13 protein-coding genes and 1 riboswitch are annotated in these 13,652 nt (G+C 63.5%); of the genes, 8 read left to right on the forward strand and 5 right to left on the reverse strand.

Annotated features, from left to right (window positions below):
• Positions 1 to 82: 82 nt before the first annotated feature.
• The 3 genes from cobW to GLX_RS10425 form a co-directional block, all read right to left on the reverse strand.
• On the reverse strand, positions 83 to 1,129 hold the full coding sequence (cobW, locus tag GLX_RS10415; RefSeq protein ID WP_014105930.1) for a cobalamin biosynthesis protein CobW: 1,047 nt from the start codon (positions 1,127 to 1,129) through the stop codon (positions 83 to 85).
• 5 nt (positions 1,130 to 1,134) lie between these two features.
• The gene (locus GLX_RS10420; RefSeq protein WP_014105931.1) at positions 1,135 to 1,539 is read right to left on the reverse strand and encodes a DUF1636 family protein; all 405 of its coding nucleotides are present in this window, start codon (positions 1,537 to 1,539) and stop codon (positions 1,135 to 1,137) included.
• Between the two features lie 163 nt (positions 1,540 to 1,702).
• Positions 1,703 to 1,936: riboswitch (cobalamin riboswitch) on the reverse strand.
• Positions 1,937 to 2,004: 68 nt separating this feature from the next.
• Complete coding sequence (locus GLX_RS10425; RefSeq protein WP_014105932.1) at positions 2,005 to 2,541, reverse strand: histidine phosphatase family protein; 537 nt, start codon at positions 2,539 to 2,541, stop codon at positions 2,005 to 2,007.
• 168 nt (positions 2,542 to 2,709) lie between these two features.
• Here GLX_RS10425 and GLX_RS10430 point away from each other — a divergent pair, with 168 nt between their 5' ends.
• Positions 2,710 to 2,934, forward strand: a complete 225-nt coding sequence (locus tag GLX_RS10430; RefSeq protein ID WP_041247804.1) for a CbtB domain-containing protein — start codon at positions 2,710 to 2,712, stop codon at positions 2,932 to 2,934.
• 167 nt (positions 2,935 to 3,101) lie between these two features.
• Here GLX_RS10430 and acuI read toward each other — a convergent pair whose 3' ends face one another.
• Entirely contained in the window at positions 3,102 to 4,082 is a 981-nt protein-coding gene (gene acuI, locus GLX_RS10435; RefSeq protein WP_014105934.1) for an acrylyl-CoA reductase (NADPH), read from the reverse strand.
• A 329-nt stretch (positions 4,083 to 4,411) separates the two neighbouring features.
• On the opposite strand from acuI, the gene GLX_RS10440 reads away from it, so the two are divergent.
• From GLX_RS10440 to GLX_RS10450, 3 genes are all read left to right on the forward strand, one after another.
• The gene (locus GLX_RS10440; protein ID WP_041247806.1) at positions 4,412 to 5,272 is read left to right on the forward strand and encodes a nitroreductase family protein; all 861 of its coding nucleotides are present in this window, start codon (positions 4,412 to 4,414) and stop codon (positions 5,270 to 5,272) included.
• 142 nt (positions 5,273 to 5,414) lie between these two features.
• Positions 5,415 to 6,506 (forward strand): branched-chain amino acid aminotransferase, encoded by a 1,092-nt coding sequence (locus GLX_RS10445; RefSeq protein WP_014105936.1) that lies wholly within the window; start codon positions 5,415 to 5,417, stop codon positions 6,504 to 6,506.
• A gap of 211 nt (positions 6,507 to 6,717) precedes the next feature.
• Positions 6,718 to 7,116 carry a hypothetical protein gene (locus GLX_RS10450; protein ID WP_041247353.1) on the forward strand — a complete coding sequence of 133 codons (399 nt, stop codon included), beginning with the start codon at positions 6,718 to 6,720 and terminating at the stop codon, positions 7,114 to 7,116.
• Between the two features lie 150 nt (positions 7,117 to 7,266).
• Here the strand turns inward: GLX_RS10450 and thiC are convergent, their stop codons facing one another.
• A complete protein-coding gene (thiC, locus tag GLX_RS10455) occupies positions 7,267 to 9,108 on the reverse strand; it encodes a phosphomethylpyrimidine synthase ThiC (RefSeq protein ID WP_014105938.1) in 1,842 nt (613 codons plus the stop codon).
• Between the two features lie 393 nt (positions 9,109 to 9,501).
• Between thiC and ade the strand changes: the two genes are divergently transcribed.
• From ade to GLX_RS10475, 4 genes are read left to right on the forward strand one after another with little or no spacing between them, the layout of a single operon-like run.
• On the forward strand, positions 9,502 to 11,202 hold the full coding sequence (ade, locus tag GLX_RS10460; RefSeq protein WP_041247354.1) for an adenine deaminase: 1,701 nt from the start codon (positions 9,502 to 9,504) through the stop codon (positions 11,200 to 11,202).
• A gap of 25 nt (positions 11,203 to 11,227) precedes the next feature.
• The gene (locus GLX_RS10465; RefSeq protein WP_014105940.1) at positions 11,228 to 12,103 is read left to right on the forward strand and encodes a tyrosine-type recombinase/integrase; all 876 of its coding nucleotides are present in this window, start codon (positions 11,228 to 11,230) and stop codon (positions 12,101 to 12,103) included.
• Positions 12,096 to 12,800 (forward strand): hypothetical protein, encoded by a 705-nt coding sequence (locus GLX_RS10470; protein WP_014105941.1) that lies wholly within the window; start codon positions 12,096 to 12,098, stop codon positions 12,798 to 12,800. Before GLX_RS10465 ends, GLX_RS10470 begins: the two co-directional genes overlap by 8 nt.
• Positions 12,797 to 13,645 (forward strand): hypothetical protein, encoded by an 849-nt coding sequence (locus tag GLX_RS10475; RefSeq protein WP_014105942.1) that lies wholly within the window; start codon positions 12,797 to 12,799, stop codon positions 13,643 to 13,645. Before GLX_RS10470 ends, GLX_RS10475 begins: the two co-directional genes overlap by 4 nt.
• Positions 13,646 to 13,652 lie beyond the last annotated feature (7 nt).

The raw sequence follows: 13,652 nt of genomic DNA on the forward strand, positions 1-13,652 counted from the left end.
TTTTTTCCCAAAAAGCTTCGAAGAACGCCGCCTTTTAAAGAAAAGGCGGCGCCCAAGAACTTTTATCAGTTTGCCTTGGATACTACGCCAGCATGCGCGCAATCGCAGCTTGGTCCAGCCCCTTCTGACCAATGACCACAAGGTTGCCGCCGCGCGGACCAGCCTTGGGTACGGGCTGGTCAAACTGGTGGCGGAAGCGGCCGCCCACGCCCTGCACCGCCAGTCGCATGGGCTTGCCCGCAACCGTGGCGTAGCCCTTCATGCGCAGGATGTCGTGCTGTTCGGCTACGGTTTTCAGCCGGTTGATGAATTCCTCTACGCTGGCCTGTTCGGTAATGGGCAGCACGAAGCTCTCGAAATCATCATGCTCGTGCTCGCCCCCTTCCGCATCGTGGTGGGAAGGGCGGGCATCAAGGTCATCCTCCGCCGCCGCATCCAGGCCGAGCAGGATGGCGGGATCAACCTGCCCGTCGGTCGCACGCACCACCTTGACCGCGCGCGGGATCTCGGCACGGATCGCGGCTTCCACCGCATCGGCCTGCGTGGCGGTCATGAGGTCGGTCTTGTTCAACACTACCAGATCGGCGCACAGCAGCTGGTCCTCGTACACCTCGGCCAACGGGTTATCGTGGTCGAGCGAGGGGTCGGCGGCCTGCTGGCGGGCCACTTCCTCGGGGTCATCGGCAAAGCGCCCGGCGGCAACGGCGGGGCCGTCCACCACGGTCACCACGCCATCCACCGTCATGCGCGTGCGGATGGTGGGCCAGCCGAACGCCTTGAGCAGCGGCTTGGGCAGGGCAAGACCCGAAGTCTCGATCACGATATGGTCGGGCGGTGCATCACGGTCCAGCAGCGCTTCCATGGTAGGCAGGAAATCGTCCGCCACCGTGCAGCATAGGCAGCCATTGGTCAGTTCCACAATGTCCTCGTCCCGGCAGCCTTCCACGCCGCAGGCGCGCAGCGTGTCGCCATCAATGCCAAGCGTGCCGAATTCATTGACCACAATGGCAATGCGCTGGCCTTTGGCGTTGGCCAGCACATGGCGCAGTAGCGTGGTCTTGCCGGCACCCAGAAAGCCGGTGATGACGGTAACGGGTACCCGTGCACGGGCGGTGGAGGAAGAGGTCATGGCGATCAGGCTCCAGAAAAAAGCGATGCGGGAAAGCGGCCGCGTACCATGTCCGACAGGCTGGCGGGCCTGCGCGATGGCATGACGGTGCCGCTGCGCGCGGCAGCATAGGCGGTGATGTAGGTCAGCAGGTCTTCTGCTTTTTCAGGGCCAAGATTGGCCAGCAGCCAGCCCCACTTGCCGGGGCTGGCGACCACGGCGGTGCAGCCTGCATCGCACGCGGCAAGGCAGGAGACCTCATGGATGACGACCTGCGGGCTGTCATGGGCCAGCGCCACCAGCGCATCATGCAACTGCCGCCCCTGCGGGTTGTCGGATGCGGGCAGCCCCCGGCGGCACGTAACACAGACATGCAGATGGACGGGTGGCGGGTTACCCGGTGTGGATATCGTCTGTGGAAGCGTGATCATATGGCGACGTGCCCTCTGTGCGGCCTGCCGCGTGGGCTGGCCTGGTGGCGGGGTGCACGGTTGCGGCCCCGCCCGCGAAGCCGCGTGGCGGTGGCCCGTCGCGTGCCGGGCACCCCGCCAGCCATGCGATCCAGATATCGGTCCTGTTTCCGGCGACCCGTAGCGGGAACCGGGAAGGATGGCAGGTCTCCTGGCTTGTGGCGGAGGGTGGAGTCTCGACTTTCCGGCGGCCTTCCCGGCGCCACCTTGCGGCGCGCACCAGTGACACTGCCAGCCCCATGGCGGGCCGGGCCGGAAAACAGCCACTTACAGTTGCGGGGGCAGCGACGGATTTGCCTGTCGGGCGCACCGTCTTCCCTATTCTCCCCAATGGGGAACCATCGTCTGGCTGGATTAGACGATTGGCCCCCGCGCTGTCAAAGACAAGGCAGCATGGCGTGACATGTCCTGCCATCATGCTAGTCCTCAGTGCAGGGGCGCGCCCACCACCGCCACGCGCCAGCGTGCGTGCCGGGTCAGTCTGGTGTGGCTGAGCGGGGCGATATCCAGCCGCGACAGCATGGTCCCGTTCCCGCCCAGTGCCGCTACCACAATGGCGCGGATCACTGTCGTATCGGCCAGAACGCACAGCCGGGTGGGGGAGACGGGCAGGGCGGCAAGCCAGGCCTGCATATGCGCCAGATGGGCTGCCCTGTTCTGTCCGCCCGGCGGAGCGAAGTCAGGGTCAGCCACCCAGCGGGCAAGCTCGGCAGGGGGCAGGTCTTTCAGTGCCATACCCCCCCATGTTCCCATGTCCATGCCGTTCACGCCCGTATCGGGCCGCACGACGGGGGATGGGCAGGTCAGGACGAGGGCAGGTGGTACGAAGACCAGTTGTGCCTCTGACATGGCGCGCCTGATTGCGGGGGGCAGGGGCGGCGGGCCATCATATGGGCTGGGAAAATGGCCTCGGCGCAGGCTGTCGGGTACCGGCAGGGCAAGACAGGTCAGGATCTGGTTCATGATATGCGGACCTGCGTGGCGCGAAGGGGTGGACCCCGCAAGGGAGTGATTGACCTTTCATGCCAATTTTGGAAACATGGCGCCAGATCCGGGATACGGGGACAGGTGTGCGCGCCAGGTTCCATGCATACTGCTCCGGGTTGTGCGTGATCCATGGAGTTTTCCGGTATGAGCCAAGATACATCCGTCCTGTCCAGCACGGGCATTGCAGCGCCGCAGGTTTCCATCCCGGTGCGAGACCTGTTGCCGTGGGGTGTGTTCGGCCTGGTACTGGCCTCGCTGCTGATCTATTTCGTTGGTGCGGAGCAGGGCGCGACCTCGCTCATCTCCGGCCATTACGTGCATGAATTCGTGCATGACGGCCGTCACCTGCTGGGCTTCCCCTGCCACTAGAGCGCGTCCTGTTTGAATGCGTGCATTCAAACAGGTGAAGATATTCGTAAGAATAATAAACCGGAGCATTTTCACCGAAGCGGTTTTCGCTGGAAATGCCTCGGCGCTCCATTGCCTGCCAGATTGCAGAAAGCGGCATTCCCCTGCGGGCGTGCCGCTTTTTACGTTCAGGCGATGGTGATGACCGTGCGCCCCCGGATGTGACCGGCCAGGATGCGCGGGGCGGTTACAATGGCATCATTCAGTGGCGCGTCGTGCAGCATGCTGTCCAGCCGGGTCGGGTCCACATCACGCGCCAGCCGGGCCCATGCCGCCATGCGGCGCGGGCGCGGGCACATGACACTGTCGATTCCCTGTAGTCGCACATTGCGCAGGATGAAGGGGGCCACGGTCAGCGGCAGGTTCATGCCGCCTGCCAGCCCGCAGGCCGCAACCGTACCCCCGTGCCGGATGGAGGCGCACATGGTGGCCAGTGCCTCACCCCCCACCACATCGATTCCCCCCGCCCAGCGCGCCGTCTCCAGTGCCTTGCCGGTTGGGCTTAGCGTATCGCGCGGCAGGATTTCGGTAGCCCCCAGGCTGGTCAGGTAGGCATGCAACTGTGGCCTGCCGGTTACGACCACCACTTCATAGCCAAGCTGGGCCAGCAGCATGATGGCCATGCCGCCCACGCCCCCACCCGCACCATTGACGATGATGGGGCCTGAGGCAGGCGTTACCCCGCCATCTTCCAGCGCCATCACGCACAGCATGGCAGTAAAGCCTGCCGTGCCGATTCCCATCGCCTGCCGTGCGGACAGGTTGCCGGGCCGGGGCAGCAGCCACCGCCCCGGCAGCCGCGCCATGCCCGCAAGGCCGCCCCAATGGCTTTCCCCTAATCCCCATCCGGTGGCGATGACCTGATCGCCGGGTTGGTAGACGGGATCATCCGAATGCACCACCTGCCCCGCAAGGTCGATGCCCGGCACCATGGGGAAGCGCCGTACCACCGGTGTGCCACGGGTTATGGCCATGGCATCCTTATAGTTCAGGCTGGAATGGCTGACCTGCACGCTTACGTCGCCTTCGGGCAGGGTATCAGGTGCGATCTGTTCCAGCCGGGTGGTGACCACGCCTTCGGCGCGGCGGATCATGAGGGCCTCGAACATGCTGGCAGGCTCCTTCGGTCAGGGGGAAAGAATGGCTCGTATCGGCCTTCTGCGTGGTGATTTCATGCATGATTTAGGTCTGTTTTCCTATAGCTGGCGGGGTGACTTCGCATGAACGTGAAGGGAGGGAATAGGAAAGATTATTGTTATGGAAGGAACTTTAAAAAGACCTGTTGGTCTTTTTTTGTGTGGGCGCCTGCTTGTCGGTCCCTGTGTGGTCGCGTGGCGGAATGTGCAGGGCAGGTGTGATGTTTCGCCTGCTTTTCGGGTGCGGGGTGGTGTGGTCTGCTTCCCTGTCCGCCACCGTTGTGCAGGCAGGAGGCATGCCAATGTCCGATGTTACCGTTTCTTCCTTTCCCGCCCTGTCATCCATGAATGCCCTGTGGCAGGCCCGTTACGGCACCCGGCCGCCCACGCCGCCCCTGCCCGAAAGCCCGGTGGCGCGGAGTCTGATGGCGCATCGCTCGGTGCGTGCCTTCAGCCCCACCGCATTGCCCGAAGGTGTGCTGGAAGCTGCCGTGGCGGCCGCGCAGTCGGCCTCCACCGCGTGCAACATGCAGGCATGGAGCGTGGTTGCCGTGCAGGATGAGCAAAAGCGCGCGCGGATTGCCGAACTGGCGGGCGAACAGGCGTTCATCGCGCAGGCACCGCTTTTTCTGGCATGGGTGGCTGACCTGTCGCGGCTGGAGCAGGTGGGGCGCGCCCAGGATTGCGCCCTGCCGGGACTGGACATGCTCGATACGTTCGTGACCAGCGTGATCGATACGGCTCTGGCCGCCCAGAACGCGGCCGCCGCCCTTGAATCCTACGGGTTGGGAATCGTGTATGTGGGGGCGGTGCGCAACCAGCCCGAAGCCATTGCGACCGAACTGGGCCTGCCGCCGCGCGCGCTTGCGGTGTGTGGCATGAGTGTTGGCTATCCAGACCGCAACCATCCCACAAGCATCAGGCCGCGCCTGCCGCAGCATGTCGTGTTGCACCGGGAGCGGTATGACGCACAACCGTCGGTCCCCGCCGATATCGCGGCCTATGACGAGCGTGTGCGCGCAGCCCGCGCCAGTCAGGACCAGCCGGCGCGCAGTTGGAGCGAAAGCGTGCTGGCGCGGCTGGGTAATGCTGCCGCCCTGCATGGCCGCGAACACCTGCCCCAGGCCCTGCGGGCCATGGGTTTCAGGCTGGATCAGGCATGAAATACAGCTCTGCCCCGCCTGTGCGGGGTTGACCGGCGGAATGTTCTGGTGAACTTCATGCTTGTACTGCCCGCGGCTGAATGCGGGCAGGAGTGCGCTTTGAGGAGCGTGCCCGCGCCATGATGAAAGAGAAATAAAGGCTATGGACAGCGCCACTTCCCTTCCCTTCACGCTTTCCCCCAATGCGTCGCCTGTCACGGCACAGCAGCGGGCGCAGATTCTGGCCAATCCCGGTTTCGGGCGTGTCTTTACAGATAATATGGTCGTTATCCGCTATCAGGAAGGCAGGGGGTGGCACGATGCCCGCGTACAGCCCTTTGCGCCGCTTGCGCTCAACCCGGCCTGTGCCGTGCTGCACTACGCGCAGGAAATTTTCGAAGGGATGAAGGCCTACCGCACGGCGGAAAGTGGCATTACCCTATTTCGCCCTTATGCCAACGCCGCGCGTTTTGCCAAATCGGCCGCCCGCCTGGCCATGCCGGAAGTGCCCGAAGAGGTGTTTGTCGAGGCCGTGCGCCAGTTGGTGCGCGTGGATCATGCATGGGTGCCGGACAAGCCCGATGAAAGCTTGTACATCCGCCCCTTCATGATTGCGAACGAGACTTTTCTTGGTGTGAAGCCTGCATCGGAATATCTGTTCATGGTCATCGCGTCTCCCGTGGGTGCCTATTTTGGCGAAGAGGCGGTGAGCGTGTGGGTATCCGATTTCTGCCGCGCCGCCCCCGGTGGCACCGGTGAGGCCAAATGCGGTGGCAACTATGCTGCAAGCCTGCTGGCCCAGCAGGAAGCTAAAGGCCATGGCTGCGCGCAGGTACTGTTCCTTGATGCGGTGGAGCGCCGCTGGATCGAGGAAATGGGCGGCATGAATGTGTTCTTCGTGTTCGATGACGGCTCCCTTGCCACCCCGCCGCTGACCGGCACCATCCTGCGTGGCATCACCCGCGATTCGCTTCTTACGCTGGCCCGCGCGCAGGGCCTGACCGTGCGCGAAGAACCCTATGCCATCGACCAGCTTTATGCCGATGCCGCGTCGGGTCGCCTCAAGGAAGTGTTCGCCTGCGGCACGGCGGCAGTGGTCTCACCCATCGGCCGTTTCCGTGGGCCAAAGGGCGATGCGGTCGTTGGCAAGGGTCAGGGCATTGGCCCCGTGACAGCGAAGCTGCGTAGCGCCCTGATCGCCATCCAGCGCGGTACGGCCCCTGATCCCCATAACTGGGTGGAAAAGGTTATCTGATCGTGTGGTCAGGGCCGGGTATTTTGCATATCCGGCCCTGACCTGGTGATTGTGCATTGGGCGAATCATGCCGGTGTAACATGGGCCGTTCATGAAACCTGCTGAACATCATGAGGACGTTTCTGGTGCAGCTTGGGTGAAACAAGGTGGCGCCCGGAAGTTTTTATCAGCAGGCTGGTTTAATAGTCCGCACAGGGAAAGAACACGCCCGATGACTGAAAAGACCCTGGATGTAACGGGACAGTGGGATGGGCAGTTCAGCTACCCCCATGCGTTACCGCCGGAGTTTTTCTCCGCATCGCTGTTTGAAGCGGGCGGTCGGTTGGGTGGCACCGTGACCGAGCGCGTGGCTGGCGGGCAGGGCGATACGTGCTTTATCTCGACCGTACGGGGCATGCGCCATGGTGCCAGCGTGCGGTTTACAAAAACATATGAAGGCAGTGGCCGACAGCATGCCGTGCTGTACACGGGTGCACTGAATGCTGATGGCACCGAGATCGAGGGGGAATGGCGTATCGCCGGTTCTTGGTCGGGCCGGTTCCTCATGTTGCGCCGCAGTGGTGGCAATGCCGCAACCGTGCGGCAGGCAGAAGCAGCCCTGACGGACTGATCCGTTACTCATAATTGGGGAAGGCCAATCCTGGAAAAGTTTCTGGTGAAGCTTTTTGCAAAAAGCTTCGGAAGAATGCCGCCTCTTTGAAAAAAGGCGGCACCTAAGAACCTCTGCCATTTTATCAGGGCATTATTTCGGGATTGTCCTTTATTCTGCCGATGTCACGGCCTCATCCACTGGCACATAGATCCGGTTGCCGTTGCTGCGGAACTCTTCCTTTTTCTGCTCCAGCCCTGCAAGGCGCTGCGCATCGGCCTTCAGGTCATGGCTTATGCGCATGGAACAGAATTTGGGGCCGCACATGGAACAGAAATGTGCGTTCTTGTGTGCTTCGCGCGGCAGCGTCTCATCATGGTACGAACATGCCGTATCCGGGTCGAGCGACAGCTTGAACTGGTCATTCCAGCGGAAGTCGAAGCGCGCGCGGCTGATCGCATCGTCACGGATGCGTGCCGCCGGGTGCCCCTTGGCCAGGTCGGCCGCATGGGCGGCAATGCGGTAGGTCACCACACCCACTTTTACGTCGTTGCGGTCGGGCAGGCCGAGATGCTCCTTCGGCGTGACGTAACACAGCATGGCCGTGCCGAACCACCCGATCATGGCGGCACCGATGCCGGATGTAATGTGGTCATAGCCCGGTGCAATGTCCGTCGTAAGCGGACCAAGTGTGTAGAACGGCGCTTCGCCACATTCACGCAGCTGCTTTTCCACATTGACCTTGATCTTGTGCATGGGCACATGGCCCGGCCCTTCGATCATGACCTGACAGCCCTTGGCCCACGCAATTTTTGTCAGTTCACCCAGCGTTTCCAGTTCGGCGAACTGGGCGGCGTCATTCGCATCGGCGATGGAACCGGGACGCAGGCCGTCACCAAGCGAGAACGAAACATCATAACGGCGCATGATGTCGCATATCTCCCCGAAATGCTCATACAGGAAGCTCTCGCGGTGGTGGTGCAGGCACCATCCCGCCATGATCGACCCGCCGCGCGAGACGATGCCCGTTACCCGGTTGACCGTAAGCGGCACATGCCGCAGCCGCACGCCAGCGTGGATGGTGAAATAGTCCACGCCCTGTTCCGCCTGCTCGATCAGCGTGTCGCGGAAGATCTCCCATGTCAGGTCCTCGGGCACGCCGCCCACTTTTTCCAGCGCCTGGTACAGCGGCACCGTGCCGATGGGCACTGGCGCGTTGCGCAGGATCCAGTCGCGGATGTTGTGGATGTTGCGCCCGGTGGACAGGTCCATGACCGTGTCGGCACCCCAGCGGATGGACCACACCATCTTTTCCACCTCTTCCGCCACCGATGAGGTCACGGCCGAATTGCCGATATTGGCATTCACCTTCACAAGGAAGTTGCGCCCGATCACCATGGGCTCAAGTTCGGGGTGGTTGATGTTGGCGGGCAGGATGGCGCGGCCCGCCGCAATTTCGGCGCGTACGAATTCGGGGGTCACGAATTCGGGTATGTCAGCGCCAAAATCCTCGCCATCGGCGCGACGGGTGGCGGCGCCCTCGACCATCGTGGTGCGGCCAAGGTTTTCGCGGTGGGCGGCGTAGATCATTTCTTCGGTAATGATGCCCGCACGCGCGAACTCATACTGCGTAACCATCTGCCCCGGCTGGCCTTCATGCACGCGGTGGGGGGCAGGACAGGCGGGGACAAGGTTTTCGCCCCTGGCAAAGCCATTGTCCTCGGGTCGTACGGCGCGTGGCGTGACGGTGGGCAGGTTGCGTGCCGCGATCCACGGGGCGCGGATCGGTTCCAGTCCCGCGCGCACGTCGATCCGCGCGGCCGGGTCGGTATACGGGCCGGAGGTGTCGTACACCCGCACGGGCGGTTCGTTCGCGCTGGGTTCAAGTACTATTTCGCGGAACGGCACGCGGATATGCGCATGCCCTTCGGGCGCGGACCAGACCTTGGCAGACCCCATGATGGGGCCGGTTGTGACATGGTCGGGAGATGAAGGCGAAGCAACGGTGGTCATGGCAATGCTCCTCGCGTCCACTCCGACAGGGGGTGTGGGGAGAAAACCGGGCGCCACGTCGTGCTTACGTGTTCACCTGCGGGCGCTGTGCCGCAGCCTTGAGCCGATTGTCTGCACCAGTCCCTCCGCCGGTATGAGCCGGATCAGGTTCCCCGGAACGCACGATGCGCCCGGAAGGGTCTCCGCGCGCATGGTTGTCCATGCCAGCGGTCTCTCAGCCCCTTGTCGGGACTCCCCTTGGTCCGTTCAGGATCAGGAAACGCATGGTCCTTGTCAATGCGCATATGAAGGGGGCCAGCGTGAGTGCGAAAAAGAATTCGTGTGCCGACTTGCGTGTGGCCGGGTTGTGATAGAGTGCTACGGACCATCATTAACGGTACGAAAGCGGGACATATGGCAGGCAGCGTGATTTCCGGGCGGATCGCACAGGGTAGCGGGCGCATGGTGGCCGATACCGTCATCCGCAACGTGCGCCTGTTCGATCTGGTAACCGGGGAGCTGCTGCCAACCGATATTGCCATATGTGGTGACACCATTGTCGGCACGCTGGAGCAGTATGAGGGCACGAACGTGATCGAGGGGCATGGCCGCATTGCCGTGCCGGGCTTCATCGATACGCACCTGCATATCGAATCCTCGCTCATCACCCCGTTTGAATTCGACCGCTGCGTCCTTCCCCATGGCGTGACCACCGCCATATGCGACCCGCACGAGATGGCCAACGTGCTGGGCCGCCCAGCGCTGGACTACTTTACCCAAGCGGCAATGCGCACGGTCATGGACCTGCGGGTCAACCTGTCAAGCTGCGTGCCTGCGACCCATCTTGAAACATCGGGCGCAACCCTGGCGGCAGCAGACCTGGTGGCCTACCGGGACCATCCCAAGGTCATTGGCCTGGCCGAGTTCATGAATATTCCCGGCGTGCTGAATGGCGACCCGGTCTGCATGGAAAAGCTGGAAGCCTTTGCTGGCGGTCATATTGATGGCCATGCGCCGCTGCTGCGCGGGCGCAGGCTCAATGGTTATCTGAGTGCCGGCATCACCACCGATCATGAAGCCACGACGGCGGAAGAAGCGCTGGAAAAGGTGCGCAAGGGCATGATGGTGCTGATCCGCCAGGGGTCGGTGTGTAAGGACCTGCGTGCGCTGGTGCCGTTGCTTAACCCCGCGACGTCACCGTTCTTCGCCTTCTGCACCGATGACCGCAACCCGCTGGAAATCGCGCATGAAGGGCATCTGGATTATCTGATCCGCCTTGCCATCTCGCTGGGGGTGGAGCCGCTGGCCGCCTATCGCAGCGCCTCGCTCAGCGCAGCCAATGCCTTTGGCCTGCGCGACCGGGGCATGATCGCGCCGGGCCGGCGGGCGGATATCGTGCTGCTTGATGACCTGCGCGAATGCCGGGTGTCGGATGTGATCAGTGCGGGGCGTCTGGTCAATGATGCACTGTTTGCCGCGCGTGAGATCATTCCCCCCGTGGGCACCGACAGCATCAGCCTGCCCGGTCCCGTCACGGCAAAGGATATGCAGGTTGCGGGCAGCGGCACGCAGCGCCCCGTGATCGGCCTGCTGCCCGGCCAGATCATCACGCCGTTCCTGCATGCCGACCTGCCGGTGGCGGGTGGCATTGTCCAGCCCGACCCGGCGCAGGACATCGCGCGTATCTGCGTGGTGGCGCGGCATGGGCATAACGACAATATCGGGCGCGGGTTTGTTAAGGGGTTTGGCCTCTCGGGCGGGGCGCTGGCGTCCTCGGTCGGGCATGACAGCCACAATATATGTGTGGTTGGCATGAATGATGCGGACATGGCGCTTGCGGTCAACCATCTGGAAAAGACCGGTGGCGGCTTTGTTGTGGTGCGCGATGGACAGGTGGTGGCTGATATGCCGCTACCGGTGGCAGGGCTGATGAGCGATGCCCCGTTCGAGACCGTGCGCGACCAGCTTGAAGTGCTGCGCGCCGCCGCACGCGCGCTGGGCTGCCAGCTTGATGAACCGTTCCTGCAACTGGCCTTCCTGCCGCTGCCGGTCATCCCGCACCTCAAGATCACGGATTTCGGCATGGTGGATGTCAACCGGATGACGCTGGTCTGACACCCGTGATGCCGGATGCCCGACCATGACCGCAACCGCTGATCTGTCCCCCCCGCCCGCGCGGGAAGCGGTGGCCACGTTGCGCGCCTACCGTGCCGACTGGGTGCATTTTACGCAGTGGTGCGCGACGCACGCCGTAGCCCCCATTCCCGCTACGCCAGACGTGGTGGCAGCCTATCTGCGTAGCCTTGCGGAATTTGCACCTGCCACCATTCGCCGCCGCCTGGCCGCGATTGGCAAGATGCACCGCTTCAACAACATGGCGTGGAATGTGACGGATGAACGTATCCGTGCAGCCCTTGCCCATATGCTCGACCGGTCCCGCCTCCCCGCGTTGCTGCCAGAAGTGGTGACACCAGACATGCTGCGCGCCATGGTGGAGCGGTGTGACGACGGGGTGCGGGGCCTACGGGACCGCTGCCTGCTGCTGTTCGGTTTTGCCGGTGCCCTGCGCCGCTCGGAACTGGTGGGGTTACAGGTGGAGGATGTCAGTGTGGGCCGTGCGGCGTTGGTGCTCAACATCCGCGAGGGCGAAACCCTGCAGCCGGTCAGCCTGCCCCTGCCTGCGGATAGTCCGTTGTGTCCCGCTGCCGCCTTTGCCGCGTGGCAGCAGGTTGCGCACCGTCAGACCGGTCCGCTTTTCCGTGCCATTTCCAAGGGGGAGCGCGTGGGTGGGCGGGCCCTTACGCCCTATGCCGTGACGCGCATCCTGCAACGCCGGGCGCTGATGGCCGAGGTCGCACCAGACGTTGCAGCCCGGTTGAGTGCCCATGCGCTGCGTTCGGGCTATATTGTGGAAGCCCTGCGTCAGGGCATGGACCCCACTGTTCTGTGCCAGCATACCCGCTACCGTGACCCGCGTGCCCTGCGTCCGTATGAACGCCAGCTTGCCCATGACTGAAAACCTGCGCCTGCCCTGGGCTGAACTGCCCCCCGCAACCGCGCGTGATGCGGATGCACCGGTTCCGGGTAATCGCCGCGCTGCGGGTCGACGTGGGCGGCGACCGCTCTCCGCCTGGCCAAAACCTGCCGGGCCTGCGCCGTGGCAGTACTGGCACCTGCTGGTATATGGGCCGGATGCGGTGATGGACGCGTTCGGGGCAGAGATGGCGGGTCCTGGCCTGATCCCGTGGTCCTTCGATGCTGAACGGGTGGAAGAAGACATGTTTGCGCTGGCCATCGGCCACGATGGTCCGGCACGCGGGCGTGCTGGCCTGTCGGTTGAAGGCTGTCGCATCCTGGCGCGCCAGTTCCGTGCCGCGGCCGAGGCGCGCCATGCCCGCCTGACCTTGCGGACAGATGGCGACTGCCCGCTGGATTTCCATCAGCTTGTGCCCGTACCCGCACATATTCTGGCGCTTGGTGCCACCCACCCCGATGCACGGGCGTGGCTGCACCGCCACTGGGGTATTGCCGAAGCCCCGCGCCAGGTCACTTACCTGCCGGGCCGCAAGGCAGGGCGCAGGCTGCCACGTGGGCACCGGGCCGTGGTTTATGGTTTCTTTACCCGTGGTGGAGAACCCATGCCGGTTGTGCGCCGGGCAGAGGAGCATTATCCCCCCCTGACCTTTCGTCTGTCGGAACGGTCGCTGGGATGACAGGCCAGTTCACGCTGTTCGATGGCACGGTGGCGGGTAGTGAGCCCGTTATCCGGCTTGATATCTACCACGGTGGCCTGTCCCACCTGCTCCAGTTGGCCCATGCGCGTGAGATCGACCTGGTCAGGCTTGATATCGTCACCCTGATAGACCAGCTGGCTGAAGCCGCGCGTGCGCATGCCGCACTGCCGCTGGGGCTGAAGGCACAGTGGGCGGTCATGGCGTCCGGCCTGCTTTTGCTGCGCTCACGTCTTATGCTGCCGGAAGATGACCCGCGCCAGCAGCAGGCAACACAGGAAGCGGCCGACCTGCGCACGCGTCTGCTTGCTGCCGAAGGCGCGGCGGCCCTGGCAGGGTGGCTGGCGGCAAGACCGCAACTGGGGCGCGATGTCCATGGCTTTGGCGGCGCGCGGCCACCCGAAAGTGACGAATCGGCGCAGTGGGAAGTAGACCGGATCGAGTTCCTGTGGGGCTGCCTTGCGGTGTTTGATGGCAATTGGGGGGTCATGCCGGTCGAGACCCCGTTCTATGCCCCGATGCAACTGGATCTGTTTTCGGTAGAGGATGCCCGCATGCGCGTACGCGCATGTCTTGAAAACGCACGACATACGCCGGTGCCACTGGACTGGATGCTGCCCGAATGCATGCGCGTGGGCCAGGTGGACGGGCTTTCGGTAGGGCAGCGCCGATCTGCCTGGAGCAGCACCTTTGCCGCCTGCCTGGAAATGGTCAAGCAGGGTGAAGCCGTGGCCTTCCAGCCGGAAGGGGATGGGCTGCCACGCTTCAGCGGGGCAACGGCGGGACGTGACGGGGACGAATCTGTTTTCATCAAGAAATTAAGGTGAAATCTGT

The organism is Komagataeibacter medellinensis NBRC 3288 (assembly GCF_000182745.2).
GTDB classification, from domain to species: domain Bacteria; phylum Pseudomonadota; class Alphaproteobacteria; order Acetobacterales; family Acetobacteraceae; genus Komagataeibacter; species Komagataeibacter medellinensis.